The 19409-nt window shown below is 42.2% G+C and carries 14 protein-coding genes; 12 read left to right on the forward strand and 2 right to left on the reverse strand.

The genetic code is table 11. The features are described from left to right. Nucleotides 1–240 precede the first annotated feature (240 nt). The 9 genes from ND16A_RS07485 (at nucleotide 241) to ND16A_RS07450 (ending at nucleotide 10796) form a co-directional block, all read left to right on the forward strand. Complete coding sequence (locus tag ND16A_RS07485) at nucleotides 241–1659, forward strand: O-antigen ligase family protein (protein WP_052073135.1); 1419 nt, start codon at nucleotides 241–243, stop codon at nucleotides 1657–1659. A 302-nt stretch (nucleotides 1660–1961) separates the two neighbouring features. Continuing rightward, on the forward strand, nucleotides 1962–3155 hold the full coding sequence (locus ND16A_RS07480) for an outer membrane beta-barrel protein (RefSeq protein ID WP_160173517.1): 1194 nt from the start codon (nucleotides 1962–1964) through the stop codon (nucleotides 3153–3155). A gap of 108 nt (nucleotides 3156–3263) precedes the next feature. Continuing rightward, a complete protein-coding gene (locus ND16A_RS07475) occupies nucleotides 3264–3758 on the forward strand; it encodes a polysaccharide biosynthesis/export family protein (protein WP_052073138.1) in 495 nt (164 codons plus the stop codon). Between the two features lie 9 nt (nucleotides 3759–3767). After that, complete coding sequence (locus ND16A_RS07470) at nucleotides 3768–5972, forward strand: GumC family protein (RefSeq protein WP_033077993.1); 2205 nt, start codon at nucleotides 3768–3770, stop codon at nucleotides 5970–5972. Nucleotides 5973–6659: 687 nt separating this feature from the next. After that, on the forward strand, nucleotides 6660–6881 hold the full coding sequence (locus ND16A_RS07465) for a TA system antitoxin ParD family protein (RefSeq protein WP_033077994.1): 222 nt from the start codon (nucleotides 6660–6662) through the stop codon (nucleotides 6879–6881). Then, the gene (locus ND16A_RS07460) at nucleotides 6874–7158 is read left to right on the forward strand and encodes a type II toxin-antitoxin system RelE/ParE family toxin (RefSeq protein ID WP_033077995.1); all 285 of its coding nucleotides are present in this window, start codon (nucleotides 6874–6876) and stop codon (nucleotides 7156–7158) included. The genes ND16A_RS07465 and ND16A_RS07460 overlap by 8 nt, the downstream gene beginning before the upstream one ends. A 253-nt stretch (nucleotides 7159–7411) precedes the next feature. Further along, entirely contained in the window at nucleotides 7412–8077 is a 666-nt protein-coding gene (locus ND16A_RS20290; protein WP_052073136.1) for a hypothetical protein, read from the forward strand. Between the two features lie 258 nt (nucleotides 8078–8335). Further along, nucleotides 8336–8971 carry an acetyltransferase gene (locus tag ND16A_RS07455; RefSeq protein ID WP_033077996.1) on the forward strand — a complete coding sequence of 212 codons (636 nt, stop codon included), beginning with the start codon at nucleotides 8336–8338 and terminating at the stop codon, nucleotides 8969–8971. 403 nt (nucleotides 8972–9374) lie between these two features. After that, nucleotides 9375–10796, forward strand: a complete 1422-nt coding sequence (locus ND16A_RS07450; RefSeq protein WP_235282129.1) for an ATP-binding protein — start codon at nucleotides 9375–9377, stop codon at nucleotides 10794–10796. Between the two features lie 67 nt (nucleotides 10797–10863). Here the strand turns inward: ND16A_RS07450 and ND16A_RS07445 are convergent, their stop codons facing one another. Together ND16A_RS07445 and ND16A_RS07440 are read right to left on the reverse strand one after the other, a co-directional pair. Continuing rightward, entirely contained in the window at nucleotides 10864–12357 is a 1494-nt protein-coding gene (locus ND16A_RS07445) for a Fic family protein (protein WP_033077997.1), read from the reverse strand. Between the two features lie 808 nt (nucleotides 12358–13165). Then, on the reverse strand, nucleotides 13166–14809 hold the full coding sequence (locus tag ND16A_RS07440) for an aryl-sulfate sulfotransferase (protein ID WP_033077998.1): 1644 nt from the start codon (nucleotides 14807–14809) through the stop codon (nucleotides 13166–13168). Nucleotides 14810–15518: 709 nt separating this feature from the next. Here ND16A_RS07440 and ND16A_RS07435 point away from each other — a divergent pair. The 3 genes from ND16A_RS07435 to ND16A_RS07425 all read left to right on the forward strand — a co-directional run bounded on the left by ND16A_RS07435 (nucleotide 15519) and on the right by ND16A_RS07425 (nucleotide 19226). After that, nucleotides 15519–16742, forward strand: coding sequence for a hypothetical protein (locus ND16A_RS07435; RefSeq protein WP_033077999.1), 1224 nt, complete (start codon nucleotides 15519–15521; stop codon nucleotides 16740–16742). Beyond that, nucleotides 16739–17917 carry a nucleotidyltransferase family protein gene (locus ND16A_RS07430; protein WP_160173518.1) on the forward strand — a complete coding sequence of 393 codons (1179 nt, stop codon included), beginning with the start codon at nucleotides 16739–16741 and terminating at the stop codon, nucleotides 17915–17917. The genes ND16A_RS07435 and ND16A_RS07430 overlap by 4 nt, the downstream gene beginning before the upstream one ends. A 121-nt stretch (nucleotides 17918–18038) precedes the next feature. Beyond that, nucleotides 18039–19226, forward strand: coding sequence for a nucleotidyltransferase family protein (locus ND16A_RS07425; protein ID WP_033078001.1), 1188 nt, complete (start codon nucleotides 18039–18041; stop codon nucleotides 19224–19226). Nucleotides 19227–19409: the final 183 nt, after the last annotated feature.

Raw genomic sequence — 19409 nt, forward strand, 5'->3', positions numbered from 1 at the left:
ATTCTTTCTTAAAAAAGTTTGAAAATACCTTCATAGCGTTTGAGGTTTAGTTTTTTTGTTTTGTGGTGAAATTAATTTAACTAAATTTCAAACGCTTACACAAATATTTGTGGGGATACTTCAGGTTTCAACCTCGCGTAATTACCGCAGCGCGCTAACAAAACCAGGGCTAACGTCGCGCTAATGCGAGAATGAATTCTCGCCAACCAAAATCAAATTCGCCAACCAAAAATAATAAATATGAATAAAACGGATAATTCAACAACCACAAACGCCATATTCTATCTATTTTTAGCGCTGCTATTTTGGCTACCTATACCGTTAGGCTCAAACCGTCCCTGGGCCTGGTCGATTATGGAAGTGATGAGTTACGCCTTGTTTATCGGTATAATTTACACCCATAGCGGCAATCAAATAAAAGCCCAGCTAAAACCCTATTGGCCGTTAATTGCCGGCCTGGGTATTTTTGTCATTTACCAAGCGCTGCAGCTGGTGCCAATACCTCCCACATTATTAAAAGCGGTAAGTGTTAATACTTACTTGATTAAGCAAAGTATCCTGGCTAGCGATAGTTGGTGGCCAATCGCGCTAGACCCTACCCAAGCCAGCATAGCCACCTTAAAAGCCTTAAGTTATTTTTTAATGATGTTAACTACGCTGATCTTGGTAAACAACTTTAAACGCTTAAAGTTATTACTCATTACCCTTATTGTGGCCGGTACCTGGCAAGCGTTTTACGGCAGCTTGCAAGCATTAAGCGGCAATGAGCACAGTTTTTTTATGCAGTTGGCCAACAGCACAGCCGCAAACGGCAGTTTTGTTTATAAAAACCATTTTGCCAACTTTTTAATGTTGACCTTAGCCATTGGCACGGGTTATTTAGTATCGACGTTAGATAGTAACAGAGCGAGTAAAACGAGCAATAAAGACAACCTAATTAAACTCTTAACCAGCCTGGTTTCGGGCAAAGCAGCGTTAAGAATAGCGCTGGCGATTATGGTTATTGCCATCGTATTATCACGCTCGAGAATGGGCAACACCGCCTTTTTTGTTGCCCTTACCCTTACTGGCCTGGTGGCGTTTGGCTTAATGAAACAAAAAAACAAAAGTCTGAGCATTTTGTTAATCAGCATTTTTATTATCGACGCCTTCATTCTGGGCGCCTACTTTGGCATTGATAAGGTAAAGCAGCGCATTGCCCAAACCAGCATGCAAACTGAGCAGCGTGATGAGGTAAACGAATACTCATTCGAATTGGTGAAACTGTTTCCGGAAACGGGAACCGGCGGCGGCAGTTACTACAGCACCTTCCCATTGGTGCAGGGCAGTGATGTAACAGCCTATTTTGATCATGCCCATAATGATTACCTGCAGTTTGCCATTGAATATGGTTTACCGGCAACCATTTGGCTGGCAATGGTGGTATTAATCAGTTTGAGCCATGCCATTATGGCGATGAAAGAGCGACGTAGCCGATTATTGCAAGGCCTGGGCTTTGCCTGCTGCATGGCAATAACCGGCATGCTTATCCATATTTCGGTAGATTTTCAGCTGCAAGCGCCGGCAAATGCCGCGTATTTTCACCTCATCTTAGCCTTGGCCTGGTTAAGCCGATATGGTTTACGCAGTTCTCGTTTACAAAACGGTAGCGTTAATTAAATCAATTACTATTAACACTACACGGCTGGTTTGCATAAAATTTCACAGTTTGTGAATATTTTATTAAAGCTGTGTTAGCAGCTTGTTGGGGACCATGAGATTTAGTTTAATTAGCTATAATATAGAGCGTTTTTTTACGATTTATGTTATCATCGCATTAGGTGCAAATGAGTCTGTAACCTTATAAAAAGTAAGGGTTAATAAACTTTTTAACAGTTCATTAATCAACAAAAGAATAATAAGTTGGGTTTAATTCGTTAATGACGTTTTGTTGTAAATCTATAGGAATGTTTTTGTGTCTGTTGCAAATATTTGCAACAGCCTTTAGCCATGCCTTAGAGCCGGAAACGTTCAAATTATCAGGCATTAATGTTACTCCTCAAATTAGCATTAGCCAGGGCTACAGTGACAATTTACTCCATGGCGAAGACCGCAAAGAACATACTGTGTATAACGTGCTTGCTCCCAAGGTAACCATTAGCCAAGTTAAAAACTTAAATTTTTATCAGCTCGATTATGGCTTTAGCTACAAAAATAATGCCGCAAGCGGCAGCGACAATTACACCAATCATCAATTAACCACCAAGGCGTTTTTTGATTTAGCCACTCGCCATCGCATTTTATTCTCTGCCGATTACCTCAAAGATCATGAAGAGCGTGGTCAAGGCTATTCCATTGGTTTTGCTGAAGTATTGCAGCAGCCAACGGCGAACGAAACCCTAAACCTGGAATCTTTATACACCTTTGGCGCCAAAACGGCACAAGCGAATATCGATGTTGTTGCCAGTTATCAGCAAGTGCGCTGGCAAGGCCTGCATTTAGACGATTTAAATTTACCCGACGACAGCGACGATATTGATTACAGCGCCAACAGAGAATATGACCAGAGCAGTGTGGGCGCTCGCTTACATTACAAAACCGGGGCGTTTACCAAAGTTACCTTTAGAGCGAATGTAACTAAGGTAACCTATAACCAGCCAAGAGAAGGGGAATATCCGCTCGATAGCAAAACCATTGATGGCTTTGTCGGCTTTGAATGGCAAGGCAGTGCATTAACCACTGGTTATGTTCGGTTGGGCTATGAAAACCGAAACTTTGATCAGCAAGCCCTAAGTGATGAGTCAGGTTTGCGTTGGCAGGTGGGGGTATTGTGGCGGCCGTTAACCTATTCAAATTTTGATTTTTCATCGTCAAAAAACGTCAGCGAAAGCAAAGGCCAGGGTACCTACATTAAAAATACGAACTACACCGCCACCTGGCATCATCAGTGGCTAGACCGAATCGCCACTAATCTTGCATACAGCCTTAACCAGGATGAATATGGCGGCTCGTTGCGCGAAGATGATAACTATGTATTCAATGCTGGCATTGAATATCAAATGCGCAGAAATCTTGAATGCGTTATTTCACTGACAAGTATTGACCGCAGTAGTAATTTTGAACAACTTGAGTATAATGAAAATCAATTAACCTTTACCCTAAACGCGTCTTTTTAGCCGAATAATTCGAAGATATCTATGTTGTATTGCCAGCCTGTATTTCACTTGAATAGCCAAACAAAGCGGTTAGTAACACCGTTTTGCTTGCGGGTTTTTGCCGCCCTGATGTTAACTCTTTTTAGCTTTGTGGTAGCGGCCGAAAGCGATTATCGCCTAGATTCAGGTGATACCATCAGCATTAGTGTGTTTGGCGAACAAGAATTGTCGACCCAGGTATTGATCAATACTCGCGGCGTGATCAATTACCCATTTTTGGGCGAAGTGAAAGTAAGCGGCCTAACCTTGGCCGAGTTGGAAAAGAAAATAGAACAAGGGCTACAACCGGACTACTTAATTAATCCTGATGTTGCCGTTGCGATAAACACTTATCGCCCCTTTTTTATTGAGGGCGAAGTGAAAAAAGCAGGAGCTTACCCTTATCAACCCGGCTTAACCATTGCTAAAGCCGTAGTGCTGGCCGGAGGTTTTACTGAGCGGGCGTCAAAAGACAAAATATTTATCGTAAAAGCGGCTGATGACACTGCACAATCCGGTAATGCGAAGTTGAATGATAAGGTTCAACCTGGCGATATTATTAGCGTAAAGCAAAGTTTTTTTTAAAGGGATAGCATGAGTAACATAGAAACTATCCCCACCAGGTTGCAACCTAACTACCAAGAGACTAGCAACGGCCGGGGTGAGCATGTTGATGAAATTGATCTTGCTCAGCTACTAAGAGTAATATTACGGCGCAAATGGCAAATTATTTTACTGAGTACGGTCGTGGCGCTATTTGCTAGTGTGTATGCGTATTCGATTACCCCAATATATACTGCCAGCGCAACGTTTTATTTAGAAGCCGATAACGCCAAATTAATGAGCCTTGAAGACGTTTACTCACAAGAAGTAGGCCAACAAGAGTACTATTACACGCAACTGGAAATCATTCGCTCTCAGCCGATTGCTGAAAAAGTGGTGAAGAACTTAGATTTGGCCAATCACCCATTTTTTCGTATCACTAAACAAGAGTTGCTTACAACCACTCCGGAATACCTGAGTTTAACCGACGATGAATTAACGGCGCTTACTCAGCAATACCAATATGAGTCTGCCCTGGGCTATGTTTATGGTGGCATCGATGCAAACCCGATCAAAGACACGCAATTGGTCATCCTGTCATTTACTTCACCAGAGCCAGAGTTGGCGGCCATAATTGCCAATGCCATTGGCATTGCCTATATTGATAATCATATGGAAGTAAACCTTGAGCGCATTGAAAAGTCGGCACAATGGTTAAATAGATCACTGTCGGGGTTAAAAAATAAACTGGGACAATCGGAAGAAAAACTGCAGGCGTTCCAGGAGCAAGAATCAATAATCGATGTGGTTGGGATCAAGAGCCTGGCGGCCATTGAGCTGGAAGAACTGTCGGCAGAGCTAGTGCTGGCGAAGCAATCTTTTCAACAAACCGATACCATTTATCGCTTAGTAAACGCTGAACAAAATAACATTGAGGGCTTAGCCAGTTTGCCCGATATTTTAAATCATCAAGCGGTAACTGCGGCCAATAGTCAAAAAAGACAAGCCGAAGAGCAAGTGGCCGAACTGGCATTAACTTATGGTAAAAAACACCCGAAGATGATCGCCGCCAATGCCGATTTAAGGCGTGAGCAGCAAAACGTGACCAAAAATATAGAGCGCCTGGTTTCGAGCTTAGGCAATGATTATCGCAAAGCTGAAAATAAGGTAGACCAGGTTAATAACGCCATTAATCAGGCCAAACTGAATTACCAAAAGTTAACCCGTATTGAAAACAAGCGCCGTGAATTAAAGCAAGAAGTCGAGACCAATAAAAACTTATACGAAGCATTTTTCATCAAGCTGAACGAAACCGCGCAACTGGAAGGCTTAGAAGTGTCGGCAGGACGTATTATCGAGTACGCCACCACACCGGTAAGCCCAATTAAGCCGCGCAAAAAATTGATCGTGGTATTGGCTGTGCTGTTAAGTGGCATGGTGGGAGTAGGGGCCACGCTATTACTCGAAGCATTAAATAGCACCATCCGGGCGGTAGTCGATGTTGAAACCAAATTACACAAAAATTTGCTCGGTATTGTGCCCTTAGTGGCAACGGGAAAGCTTGGCAAACTGAACATCAAACATTTTTTTGATGGGGATGATCACAGTTTCGCCGAGGCAATACGAACGCTAAGAACGTCACTGCTGCTGTTAAATCTAGAAGATAAAGCGCAAGTGGTAAGTGTTACCTCAACCTTGCCGGGGGAAGGAAAAACCGTAGTGTCTACCAACTTGGCCTTTGCGTTGGGACAATTAGATAAAACGATTTTGATTGACACCGATATGCGCCGCCCGTCAATTGCGAAAAACTTTAACTTAGCAGGCAATACGCCAGGCCTGTCGAACTATATTGCCGGTACCAATAGCTTAGATGAGTGCATTCAGCACGATCAACAAGCGAACATCGATGTATTGGTAGCAGGGCAATTGCCACCCAACCCACAAGAGTTACTATCTTCGAACCAGTTCAAGCAACTGCTGCACACCTTAAGAGAAAAATACGATCGTATCATTATTGATACCGCGCCAGTGCAAGCGGTGTCGGATGCGATGATAGTAGCCAGACTGACCGACTCGCACATTTATGTGGTAAAAGCCGACAGCACCAAAGAAAAACAGATAAAAACCGGAATAAAGCGCATGGCCTTAGCCGGCATCAACGTAGACGGCATAGTATTAAACCAGGTCGATCTAGAAAAAGCCAAAAAATACGAAGACTTCAACGGCTACTACGACCAATACGGCTACAACTCCTAACCAAACCAGCCAGCAACCTCGTTCCGGTTGGCGGGGTTTTCAACCTCGCGAAATTACCGCAACGCGGTAATTAAAACTTTGGCTTCGCCATAACGCGAGAATAAATTCCCGCCAACCAAAGCCAAAAGCAACGCGGTCGACGGAGTTAACCACCCTCGGTTGGCGGGGTTTTCAACCTCGCGTAATTACCGCAACGCGGTAACTAATCCTTGGCTAACGCCATAACGCGAGAATAAATTCCCGCCAACCAAAGCAAAAACCAAAGCCAACGCGGTCGGCGGATTTAACCAATCCCGGTTGGCGGGGTTTCTAACCTCGCGTAATTACCGCAACGCGGTAACTAAAACTTTGGCTTCGCCATAACGCGAGAATGAATTCCCGCCAACCAAAGCCCAAGCCAACGCGGTCGGCAGGCTTAACCAACTTCGGTTGGCGGGGCTTCAGCCTCGCGTAATTACGGCATCGCGGTAATAAGAACGGTTAAGTGATAACAATTATCACCAAAAAGGAAAACTATCATCATTTCTGATTTATCCAGAATCCAGACTGCAGAAAGACCTCTTTGCAAAGGAGCCTATAGCTCACGATTTTTATATGAACGTTTCCACGGGGACTAAAGTAACTGTGGTAATTTGCCACAAAAGATTCGCTTTGCTACAATTAAAGATGAAATGAAAGGAGCAAAGCATGGGTACTGTGAGCATACGCTTAGATGAAGATTTATTAGAAAAAGCGGCAATTATGGCTAAGGCGCTTAATCGTAGTACGCCTAAGCAAATAGAACACTGGGCAAAAATAGGTAAAATAATGGAAGATAACCCAGACTTACCTTATGAATTTGTAAAGCAGGCCATAATTGCCCAAGCAGAAAAAGAAGCGGGGAAATTAGAGGCGTATCAGTTTGACTAAACCGCTAAAAGTAGTTCAAAGCCCGACGTTTAAAAAAGCCGTAAAGAAACTGCATGCCAACCAAAAGAAGGATCTAGACGGCGCCGTTAAAGCAGTAATGGCAAACCCGGAATTGGGTGATCGTAAAAAAGGGGATTTGGCATTTTTAAAAATGTATAAATTCAAAATGAACAGGCAATCTACTCTATTAGGCTATAGCTTTGAGCGTGGCCAGATAATCCTTGAATTAATCGCTTTAGGCTCGCATGAAAATTTTTATCGAGATTTCAAAAAGTAATATTGTTAACTTAGTTGGCGGGGCTTAGGCCTCGCGTAATTACCGCAACGCGGTAACTAAAACTTTGGCTTCGCCATAACGCGAGAATAAATTCCCGCCAACCTAAACCAAAAGCAACGCGGTCGGCGGATCTAACCCCCCCGGTTGGCGGGGTTTCAACCTCGCGTAATTGCGTAGCAATAAAAACCTATCCCCTAAATCGTTTATTGTTTATGATTAAACAATAAAAATAACCGCACTAAACCGCCAGAGCATGCAAAAGATAGCCAAAATAATAATAACCTTAACATTACTTTATTTAAGCTATGTGGCTGCAACCTATGGAGCAGCAAACCTGGCCTTTAAACAAGCCGATAAACAACTCACCTATTGGCAACAAATTGTAGGAGCGAAAGTAGGGGCGATTTCAGTCACACAGCCAACCAAAGGCTTAGCAGCTAATTGTACGCAAGGCATACAAACCTGCCCTGAAAAGACCTTATTCGAGCGCATAAATTTCATCGAAAGTTACCACAACGCATTGGTGAGCATTAATACCGCCATTAACTTGCACCAAAACCCACAATACTTGGAAACGAAAGCACAAATATTAGAATGGGGCGTAAGGGCAGGCGTAGCCCCCAAACAAGCCAGCCTAAAAGTAGCCAACAAGTTATACCTGCAATCAACTCAACTTAGGCCAACCTGGCCGGGTACCTGGGCTGCCCTGGCATTGAACAAATGGCATCTGGGTGAGTTTGACAATCAAATGATCCAATATCTGATAAACGCCCATACCTATGGTAAAAACAGAGTAGAAGTACATTTAATTTGGGCCCAACTTGGCGGCGCATTGCAGCAAAGCGAAGAGCCAAAACTAAAACAATTAATTGCAGCTCATCACGAAATTGTCAAATACCATCAAGAGCTAACCCCATAAACCCGGTTGACGGGGTTTTTAACCTCGCGTAATTACCGCAATGCGGTAACCTAACCAGGGCGATTTTCGCCCTGAATGCGAGAATAAATTCCCGCCAACCAAATGAGTGAAGCGCAAGCCCAGCAAAAAATAACACTCATATTGATCTAGTTTAAAGATCTCGGCCCTTATTATCACTAAGCCTATTGCACTGCTTACCATGAATCTTTAGTATGAATTCATACTTATTTTCCATTTTACCTATTAGAGATCTCAATTATGCCCCTGCAACCAAAAACGTTAGCCATTTTAGGTACTGAAGACCACGGCAAAGTCGCCGCCGAAATCGCCCAGCAAAACGGCTATGAAGTCTATTTTTTTGATGCCCAATACCCACAACAAAAAAATTGTGGCCATTGGCAAGTGGTGGGTAACGAGCAAGACTTAATGGAACACGGCAGTAGCTACGATGCTATTTTTATCGCCCTTAGTCACAACAAGATCAGAGACTTAAAACTTACCCAATTTAAAAAACGGGGTTTTAACATTGCCACCTTGATCTCAAAAGACGCCACCGTAAGCCCTTACTCTGAAATCGGCCAAGGGGTAATGATAGTAGCCAATGCCTGTATCAACTACGGTACCAAAATTGGCGAAGGCTCTATCATTAACACCGGCGCCAACATAGATCATGGCTGTACTATTGATGCCTTTGTGCATATTTCTCCTGGCGTGAATTTGGCCGCCGAAGTAACTGTAGGCAATTATTGCTGGATAGGCATAGGTTCCAATTTGATTCACCAGATCAATATTGGTCACACGGTAATAGCTGGCGCCGGCGCGGTAATATTAAACGACGTACCACCGGAGGTTACCGTAGTAGGGTGTCCTGCCCATATAGTACGCCGTAAGTAATCTGGTAGGCGAGACTTCAGTCTCGCGTCAAGGCTAAGTTCGCTTTAGGCTTAGTTGCTAACGCAATAACGCGAGGTTAAAAAACCCGCCAACCGGTTGCTTTGGGTTGGCGAGAATTCTAGTCCATCTGTACAGGAGGGGTAAATTTAAATTTTCTGAGCTATTTTTTGGTGGTTTTTACCGCACTTATGGCGAACGTTCGGATGAATTGACCAAAATTCGCTCGTACTATTATCCTTTCTACTAATGCTTCCCTTGATATTTGTCTATTCATACGGTGTTGTTACCCTAACTTTTGTCTATTTGATTGATGTGAATGCCCTGACTTTTATCTATTTATCTGGTATATTTACCCTGACTTTTGTCTGTTGTGATTACGGGTAAATTTGCAGAGGACTAGTGTATGTACAGAAAATGTAAAGAACGCCTTATATCTTGGGCTGAACGTGAAGAACGTGGGGTTATGGTGTTGAGAGGGGCAAGACAAGTCGGAAAAACCACCTTAGTTCACTTACTTGCTAAAGAACTCGATTTAACCTTAATTGAAGTAAACATGGAGGAAACTCAAAGCTTTACTGATATGTTGCAGTTCAAGGAAAAGGCTAAAGATATACTAGAATTAATCATGCTTGAACGAGGGATCAACTTACGGCCAGAAAATGTGCTGTTTTTCTTTGATGAAGCCCAGGAAGTAGAAGGCCTTTACGAATATTTAAGGTATTTTAAAGAAAAAGCCCCAGAATACCGAGTGATTGCAGCGGGATCATTATTTGAATTCAAAAGCAAGAAATCCGAAAAACCGCAAGGGCCAACGGGCCGAGTAGAATACAGCTATCTTGATCCAATGTCATTTGAAGAATACTTGCTAGCGCTTAATCCGGTCGCCTATAACAAGCTTATTGAGCTACCCACTCTAAAACCAGTGCCTTTAGCGCTGCACAATGTTTTTACAAAATTATTTCGTGAATACATTGTATGCGGCGGTATGCCTGCTGTTGTTAAAGCTCAAGTAAATGGCGCAGGCCCCTTGAGACTTGATGAGATAAAAACAGATATTGTGACTGGTTACTTGGAAGATTTACCTAAGTATTCTGAGTTGACATCCAAAACTTATAAGCCAGAGCTTTTAGACTTATTGCTAAGGAAAATTCTAAGCTCGCCATCTAGGGGAATGAAGTATTCACAACTTGCGCCAGGATATAAAGCTAACGACGTGAAGGCACATCTAGATGTATTGGTTGACGCAAGGGTTATTCGACGCTCTTTGCATACCAGTCAAAATAAAGTACCTCTGCTCACAGGAGAGAACCCTAAAGACTACAAACTCTTCGCACTTGATATAGGGATCTGTTATTCCTTTATGCAGCTACATCCAGCGACAATTTACACCAGCGAAGATATTAATGATGTCGTTAACGGCGCTATAGCGGAGCAATATGTTGCTCAAACCATTGCTTCAATTCCGCCTTTTCACCGGAAACTTAATCTTAATCACTGGGAAAGACAAAAAAAAGGAGCCACATCAGAGGTTGATTTTATTATCGGTATTGGGGGGAAGGTAGTACCTTTGGAATGCAAGGCTGGCAACTCCAATAAACTAAAATCACTGAAAATTTTGCTTTCTGAAAAAGAATTTCCCACTTCTGTAAGGCTTTATGCCGGGTGTGGTGAATTTTCGAGGTGGGATATCACAATGAACAATGGAAATGAATATAGAGCAAATCTATATAGCATCCCGCATTACTTGCTTGAGCGCTTTTGCAATCTGATGAGCGACCAACCAGCAGCGATATCTTTGGTTGGCGGGACTTCAGTCTCGCATTAAGGCGAAGTTCGCCTTAGGTTTAGTTGCTAACGCAATCACGCGAGGTTGAAAACCCCGCCAACCGGATCTAATCCATCTGTAGCGGAGGGTTAAACTTAAACTTTCTGATCTGATTATTGAAAACGGCAATTCCCTGATCTGGGAGTTTATCGGCACAATGTTCCTCAATTAAGTCTTTGGCTTCGCCATAATCACTCCAGTCAATGGATGCTGTATACTGCTGTAATTGATATAGCACCTTAACAAGAGTTCTAAACTCACCATTTCTAGTGGCACTGCGTAAACCATTTAAGTAACTATCTCGATGAACAGTCGGCACAATTAATTTATATTGGCCGCTTGCGTGTAACTCAGCATTCATCATGATCCGGGCTAGCCGGCCATTGCCATCATCAAATGGGTGACATTCAGCGACAACGAAATGCATAAATATTGCCCTGGCTAAACCCTCTGGCAGGTCTTTATAAAGATCAAAAGCTTGCTTTAATGTACCTTCTACTTCATCAGGGCGCACAAAGTGACTTGCTCCGGCTTGATTTGCTTTTTCTTTGAACTGTCCTGGCCTCTTCTCCGGGCGCTCGACCATCATCGCAAAATGTCGGTCTTTTAATGTTTGAATCAATTCATCTGGTGTTTGCGGTGAGTTACTCATCTCCTGATAATCACTAACCTGTTGGTAAACACTCAGTACGTCATGCGAATCTGCGTGACGGTTAGCAACCTCTATATTCTGAAATACAATTTTTTCCGCTTCCTCGATTTCAAATTCAGTGCCCTCAATATAATTAGAGAAGTAACTTTCAAAAAATGACAGGGTCATCCAGTTAAGTTTATTATAATGATAATCGACAGGTTTTAACTCGCAACGGTTTAGGTAGTTGGCGAGCGAACTAAATAAAGTAAGTCTATGGGGATCGAAAGGTTCTTTTCTAGCGTTTGCTAATCCGATATCGGTAACTAGTGCATCCTTACTGGTATTGGTCGACAATAGAGAGCTGATAATGGCATTTAGTTGTTCGAATTCAATTTCAAAACCGCCGCATTCTAGATGAAATTTTCTGGCACCGTCCCTAATTTTATTGAGCTCCATTTCTCCAGAGCGCTGCATTTCAATGCATAAACGCTGTTCTACCCATATTTGGCCAAGCGACTTTTTGTGCTTGCCTCGGGACTCAGATAGGTTTTCAAGATATTGACGGGTAGGTGTGGTGCGCAGCATTTGCGGCAAAAATGGTTCAACCATATTCTGTATATTACCCGGAATTACCACGATGGTTAGAGAGCTAAACACAACCACATTGCGTCTTTTGCTGACGTCGTCGACAACAAAAACCGTGTTGTTGATAGGAACTAGTTCATGAGCTGTTCGAAAAGCGGCGATAGCTGAAGGCATTAAGTAGTTAACAATATCGTACCATTTTGATTGCACAACTTTTTCAATGTCGGCTAAGGCTGCATCTGTGTAGATACCCTTGTAGATCCGTTTAATAATCCCCGACTTTGCTTGTGCAGACAGTTTACGGGATTCGGCTGTGGTATTGCTAAAATATAATTGAGGCATGCCTGGTCCTTATTCATTAATTATGAGATATTAGTGGTTTAACGGCAAAAAAACAACATTTAAGTGGTTTAACTGTGTAAACTTAACGTTGTAGTGACTTATTGCTTTGAAGGTGAGGTTTTATTGGTTTATTTGATTTAATTCTCCATGACACTAGATTGTATGCGCTGAAGGCCATTTTTGGGGATATTGATAGTTTACCGTCCGGTTGGCGAGAATTCATTCTCGCGTTAAGGCGACGTTAGCCTTAGCTTTAGTTGCTACGCAATTACGCGAGGTTAAAAACCCCGCTAACCAGTGAAAGCCCCGAACCGTTTTTGGCTTTTGGTTGGCGGGACTTCATTCTCGCATTAGGGCTAATTAGCCTTAGATTAGGTTGCTAACGCAATTACGCGAGGTTAAAAACCCCGCCAACCGGATAGCAATCACATCCCGAAAACCATACAGCACCCGCTTACAGGGATAGCTTTTGGTTGGCGGGACTTCAGTCTCGCATTAACGCGAAATTCGCCTTAGATTTAGTTGTTACGCAATTACGCGAGGTTAAAAACCCCGCCAACCAGTGAAAGCCCCAAACTTCAAATTTTAATTCGTGGTTTTGTAGTGGTTAATTCATGCGTTATAATTGCTTGTCATTGGTACAGGGTGTGCAAAATATGTAAACAGCAACACTAACGTTAATCATAAATTACGAATTTACCTCCGCTGTTAATTGCATATTCCGACTCAACCTGAAAACTTTTGCCGTATTTTACGGAGTGGGTGTATTGCTGAGATGAACTTCCCCCTTTTAACCGTTGCTAAAAATTTACCTATATAGAGGGTGTTTTTGTATCCGATAAATACGCTCGTCAGTTATATTCATTTCAAAGATAAGTGATGGATTGATTTCGCCTGTTACCTCTACAAATCGAGTAAAGCCATTATTGTCAGCAGAAGAGATAGTTCGGTTTCCAGTACTATGTTCGTAGCTTGCAGCCCCTAAACCAGCCGCAAATATTTCTCTATTAAAATCATACTCCCACACCTGCTCAATGGTCTTATTCTCTTCGTCTATCTTATATTCGACCGCTCTAGTATAAGTCCGCAAATCGGCATCGGGAGAAAAGCTGCGGTAATTTCCATTGTCATGCATCAGGATGTTACCATTAGGTAACAAAGTTGCGTGATGTTGGCCAAAATTCCAGTCGGCCACATTTGCGCCAAAGTTAATTGGCTCTAACAGCGAGGAAGTAAAAGGCTGAACCCAGAAATTATGGGCTCCAATAATCCACTTAAGGGCTGATGTTGTCTTATCAAACTTTATAACGGCACTCTGATTACGTAATGACACGATAATAGAATCATCACTTGGATCGTATTCAATTGAGTTTAAATGTGCCCAATCATCATTTCGAGATATGCCTTGTAACATTTGACGGGTTGGATCAACAATGTTGTTCAGATCCCAGGATGAGATAACCAGACCGGTTTGTTTCGATATTTCTACAATATAGTCTTCCTCTGGCAAACCGTCGTTTCCATTAACGGGATCTGTGCTATTACTCGCGACCAAAAAATTACCGTTTGGTAACTGAATGGCATCGTGATGTGTTTGATTAGGAACGGTATAACGGCCAATTTCGTTGCCTAACATATCAATTTCTAATAACTCTCGCCTGTGATAGATGTAACCTCGGGTACCGTCAATTAAAAGATGGTCATTATCTAATTGGCGATATATTCTCCCCGCCAATGGATTCGTGTAAATCCAACGCAACTCTCCAGATTGATCGAATGCTTGAAAGGTCGATAGAAAAAAGAATCTTGGTATATTATCAGGGTAATTTACTAAGCTTACAGAAGCGTTGTTATGTTCATTATCGGTGGTGACAATTGTAACTATTTTACTTGCTCTTACATTTCCGTGATTATTGAGGAAACTTATCTCTATTTCATTCGGGTAGTTGTTATATAAGCCTAAAATCGGCACTTGATGGTTTGCAGTAACGTCACTAAATTGATGCTCAAAGTCAGCTATATTATTTTTACTGATAATACGAAAATGAATTATCCCACTTATCTGTGTTTCGATATTTATTGACGCACATAATGGGCAATAACCCGTAGGGTTAAGCGTTATCGCCGAATCTGGTATTTCCAATGTATAATTTTTCAGATAGGAGACTGTAATACTACTATCTGCATTAACAACAATCGTCAGTTTATTATTGGTAAGATCTTCCGTTACGCTTGTAATATCATCAACAAAGAACTTAAAAGTGCGCCCATCCTCGAAATGGAATATATACTCATTATCCTCAACTGTATAATGAGTCACGAAAATATTATTATTTTCTAAGGTGGAAAAATCCGCAATAAGATGGTCAGCGGAATTGGATCCATTATCACTATCGAAACAGCCCGTAAGAAAGATAGCTACGACAATGGGGAATATCCAACGTATTTTCATTTTATTGCTCTTTAAATAATGCGTAGTGAATTATAGATTAGTCAAAATAAAAGATATTATCTATTTTGTAGTGATTTAAGGATTAATACTCATCAAAAAATAGAGTGACTTTCACTTTTGCTAGTATCAGGAGTAGTACCAACAAAAACACAATATAACAAAGTCATTATTTAACAATAAGATAACCAGCAAAGTCGAGTCCAGCCTTGCTCGTTGCTGCGCAATTACGCGAGGTTAAAAACCCCGCCAACCAGTGAAAGCCCGAACCGTTTTTGGCTTTTGGTTGGCGGGACTTCAGTCTCGCATTAAAGCGAAGTTCGCCTTAGCTTTAGTTGCTGCGCAATAACGCGAGGTTAAAAATCCCGCCAACCAGTGAAAGCTCCGAACCGTTTTGGGCTTTTGGTTGGCGGGACTTCAGTCTCGCATTAAAGCGAAGTTCGCCTTAGCTTTAGTTGCTGCGCAATAACGCGAGGTTGAAAACCCCGCCAACCGTACACCACTCACCAATCGAGTTGCTTTTGGTTGGCGGGACTTCAGTCTCGCATTAAGGCGAAATTCGCCTTAGGTTTAGTTGCTAAAGCAATAACGCGAGGTTGAAAACCCCGCCATCCAGAAAAACCTAGCCAACCGTATAGACGTTAATTGCCAAAATTGTTAACCTCAGTGATATAAAGCATAACTAAACATAACTAAGCAGTAACCACTCTCCATGCCGTTTGAAAAAGTTAACCTCAATACTCCCCATTTAACCTTGTGGTTAAGTAGCGAACAAGGCCTGGTGTTTCATCAGGGGCAAAAATCCTTATCGCAACTCGAGCCAATAACCATCGCGATATTAATCGCCTTAGATGAAGGTTTAACCGACGAGCAGGCAATAGTAGAGCTGCAACAATACAGTAAGTTAACTACACAGCAAATAACCCCGGCGTTAGCGCAAGTCAAAGCATTGTTTGATAATAGCCAAGAGCCACGAACTTACGCCGATGGCAGGTACCCAGAATTAAAACCGCACCATAGCCAAAGCGTCAAGAAACAAGATTTTTGCATTCAAGTTGCCAATTCTACCTTTGTGATTCAATGTGCAAATAAAACCTTAGAACAAGATATACAAGCGCTGTTACAACCGATACAGATAAAAACTGAACAATTAGCAAACCAACAACGCATAGATTTCATCTTTGAAGTGAAAATTGAACAAGGCCAATATCAGCTGTATTCAAACAACTTACTGGTAGAGCAAGACCTAAAGCAAAACCAAGTGGTTCCGATACTTATCGACCGTCTACAAATCTTGAGTTACCAACAAAGCAACTACTGTTTTGGCTTTCATGGCGCAGCGCTGAAAAATGAGCACAACACTATACTCCTTCCCGGTGTATCGGGTGCCGGTAAATCAACATTAACAGCAGAGTTATCAAAACAAAATTTTCAAGTGTATTCAGACGAGATCATCGCCCTGGATAACAACTTTACGCTGACCAGTTTAGCACTGCCAATGGCAATAAAGTCGGGCAGTTGGCAGCATATCGCCGAGCTATACCCAGAGATTGAAAAGCAGAAACAATGGCACCGAATTGATGGCAGAATATTAAAATACATTTGGCCGGAACATATCGCCCAAAATGAAGTTTTCGGCGACGACTTGGGTTTAGCTTGCGCAATTGAAAATGGTGCTTGCCACACAAACACAACAACCCAAACCTTATTACTCAGCCCGAAATACGATAAACGTGCCACGCCAAAAGCAACCAAGCTAACAGTATCAGATACGCTGAAGCTGGTCACCGAAGGTGGCTACCAATTAGGGGTAGAGCTGAATGAGCATACCATTGAAAAATTGCTGGATTATTGCCAGCACATAAGCACCTACCAAATAACTTACGCCACCAGCGAACAAGCGGATAATCTGGTAACGGCACTATGTCAGGCGTGAAAATACCCCCAAAACAAACAAAAATCACCGAACAAACCTTTATTGATTTAGGCATGTGGTTAACTCATCCTGAGCAACATACATCCGAGCAATTATCTACTTTACTTGATGAAGATGCACGTTTACCCCTGCTGGACCTAATCAATAGTTATTGGTTAGGTGGAGCTATGCATAATAGCCTGAAGGCGAGTAGCATTTGGCAACAACTTGATAGCCAATTAACCGAGTACTTAGCCGTACTGGAACAGTTTTTTTACGAGCGCAACCAAGCGATAAAGCAAGAAGCTATTTTTGCCTGCCAAATACTGAGTGATGCCAACATACCGGTAGTAATGCTAAAAGGCGGAGCCAGTATCTTTAATGGCGTATTCAACCCGATAAGCAATCGTTTTATGACCGATATCGATTTATTGGTACCGGAAAATTTACAACAAAAAGCCAGTGACACTTTAATCAGCCATGGTTATGCGCCGGATATTGGAGAGCATGACATAGCGGCGGTAGGGCACCACCATGCACCCGCATTAACCAGAGAGGGTAGCAAGTGCAGTGTTGAGCTACATCGTTGGGCATTAAAAAAATCGGTAAGCGATGTGCTAGCAACGGCAGAGGTTTGGCAGCAAGCCACGCCACTGGCGTTAACCGATAATTTACCAGTATTGCAAATGGCGCCAAGTCAACAAGTGATTTTGTCAATTGCCCACAGTGAATTATCCCATAGCGGATTTAGCTACCAACACATAGATTGGCGCCAGTTATTAAACTTGTATGCCCTGGTAAACCATTATCACCAAGACATCGACTGGGAAACCGTGCACCACCACTTTGCCCGATGCCATAATGACACCCCGTACATGGCGTTAAATGCTTTATTAGTTGCCGCCGATAAATTTTTAAAGTTAGCAACGCCAATCACCAAGCGTAACGATAAAGCAGCCAATAAGCAGGTGAATGACTGCATTAATCTGTATGTAAAAAGGCAACAACCGAGTAAACGATTTGCGCATTTATTGGCAATAATAAAAGGCTATAGCCATGAAAACATTAAAACCATGTATGGCGAAAGTGGAAAGTACCCCATGCTATCGGGCCGTTTAAAGCATTTAAAACGACATTTAACTATGTTGTCTAAGCCCCGATATTTAGCGCATTTTATAAATCTATTTAAAAATTAACACTAAGTTGTATAAGATATCGCATAGAGATTTGAGTAATGACAAAACTGTAACCTACAAATAAGCGGACAGTATATAAGCGACAACACAAACGAAAAGCCCATAAACTGGTAACTACATTATGTCAGCAATAAAACAGCAAAAAGATCAAACAAAAATCACCGAGCAAACCTTCATCGATTTAGGTATGTGGTTAACCCACCCGGAGCAACACTCTGCTCAACAGTTAACCAGTTTACTCGATGAAGATGCGCGCTTACCACTAATAGCCCTAACCAATACCTACTGGTTAGGCGGCGCGCTACACAACAGCTTAAAAAAAAGCACTATATGGCAGCAACTTGATCCAGAGCTCACCGCATATTTAGCCGAGCTTGAACAGTTCTTGGATCAGCGTAACCAAACGATTAAACAAGAAGCGATATTTGCTTGCCAGTTATTAACTGATGCCCAAATACCGGTGATCATGTTAAAAGGCAGTGCCAGCTTATTTAATGGCGTGTTTAACCCCATAAGTAATCGTTTTATGACCGATATCGACTTGTTGGTGCCGGAAGAGTTGCAACAACAAGCAAATGAGACATTGGTGAGTCATGGTTACCTGCCACAACTGGAAGAACACGAACAAACCCCTATTGGCCATCATCATGCGCCGGCATTATTCAGAGAAGGGGGCGAGTGTTGTGTTGAACTGCATCGTTGGGTATTAAAAAAATCGGTAAGTGATGTCTTATCCACCACAGAGGTGTGGCAACAAGCAACTCCCTTAGTATTAACCAGCGGCTTACAAATATTGCAGCTGGAACCTAGCCAGCAAGTGATATTGTCGATTGCGCATAGTGAATTATCTCATTCAGGCTTTAGTGATAAGCAGCTGGATTGGCGGCAGTTAATAAACCTGCATGCCCTGGTAAAATACCATCAAGAAAATATTAACTGGCAAACCGTGCAAAATCACTTTGGGCGTTGCATTAGTGAAACCCCAAAAATGGCGTTAAGTAGCTTACTGGTTGCCGCAGATAAATTGTTAAAGTTATCAACGCCAATCACTAACCCTGACGATACAAAAGCCAAAATCCAGGTAAATAGTTGTATTAGCAAATATGTAAAAAGGCAAAATCCGAACAAACGATTTGCGCATTTATTTGCCGTAATTTCAAGATACGGGGATGCAGGCATAAAGGAACATTATGGTGATGCTGGCCGTTACCCGTTGTTAACCGGCCGCTTAAAACACATTAAAAAGCATATCAATATGGCGGTACAACCAAAACAACTATCAAAATTTATCAAGCGAGTATTTAAATAGGCATGGTAATTTTAACTTATATCAGTTGAATTATGCTGGTAACCCTTAAGGTGGCAAGGCTTCAGTCTCGCATTAAGGCAGACCTTGTCTTGGTTAAGTTGCTAACGCAATAACGCGAGGTTAGAAACCCCGCCCATCGTATCCCGTTAGACTCCACCAACCGAATTGGTTTGGTTGGCGAGA

The organism is Thalassotalea sp. ND16A (assembly GCF_000764205.1).
GTDB lineage: Bacteria > Pseudomonadota > Gammaproteobacteria > Enterobacterales > Alteromonadaceae > Thalassotalea_A.

What these genes read in the sequence shown, in the direction of transcription:
- ND16A_RS07475 (WP_052073138.1), top strand. Translation starts at nt 3,264, where the DNA reads ATGTTAACTCTTTTTAGCTTTGTGGTAGCGGCCGAAAGCGATTATCGC.
- ND16A_RS07455 (WP_033077996.1), top strand. Translation starts at nt 8,336, where the DNA reads ATGCCCCTGCAACCAAAAACGTTAGCCATTTTAGGTACTGAAGACCAC.
- ND16A_RS07445 (WP_033077997.1), bottom strand. Translation starts at nt 12,357, where the DNA reads ATGCCTCAATTATATTTTAGCAATACCACAGCCGAATCCCGTAAACTG.
- ND16A_RS20290 (WP_052073136.1), top strand. Translation starts at nt 7,412, where the DNA reads ATGCAAAAGATAGCCAAAATAATAATAACCTTAACATTACTTTATTTA.
- ND16A_RS07470 (WP_033077993.1), top strand. Translation starts at nt 3,768, where the DNA reads ATGAGTAACATAGAAACTATCCCCACCAGGTTGCAACCTAACTACCAA.
- ND16A_RS07450 (WP_235282129.1), top strand. Translation starts at nt 9,375, where the DNA reads ATGTACAGAAAATGTAAAGAACGCCTTATATCTTGGGCTGAACGTGAA.
- ND16A_RS07485 (WP_052073135.1), top strand. Translation starts at nt 241, where the DNA reads ATGAATAAAACGGATAATTCAACAACCACAAACGCCATATTCTATCTA.
- ND16A_RS07425 (WP_033078001.1), top strand. Translation starts at nt 18,039, where the DNA reads ATGTCAGCAATAAAACAGCAAAAAGATCAAACAAAAATCACCGAGCAA.
- ND16A_RS07435 (WP_033077999.1), top strand. Translation starts at nt 15,519, where the DNA reads ATGCCGTTTGAAAAAGTTAACCTCAATACTCCCCATTTAACCTTGTGG.
- ND16A_RS07465 (WP_033077994.1), top strand. Translation starts at nt 6,660, where the DNA reads ATGGGTACTGTGAGCATACGCTTAGATGAAGATTTATTAGAAAAAGCG.
- ND16A_RS07440 (WP_033077998.1), bottom strand. Translation starts at nt 14,809, where the DNA reads ATGAAAATACGTTGGATATTCCCCATTGTCGTAGCTATCTTTCTTACG.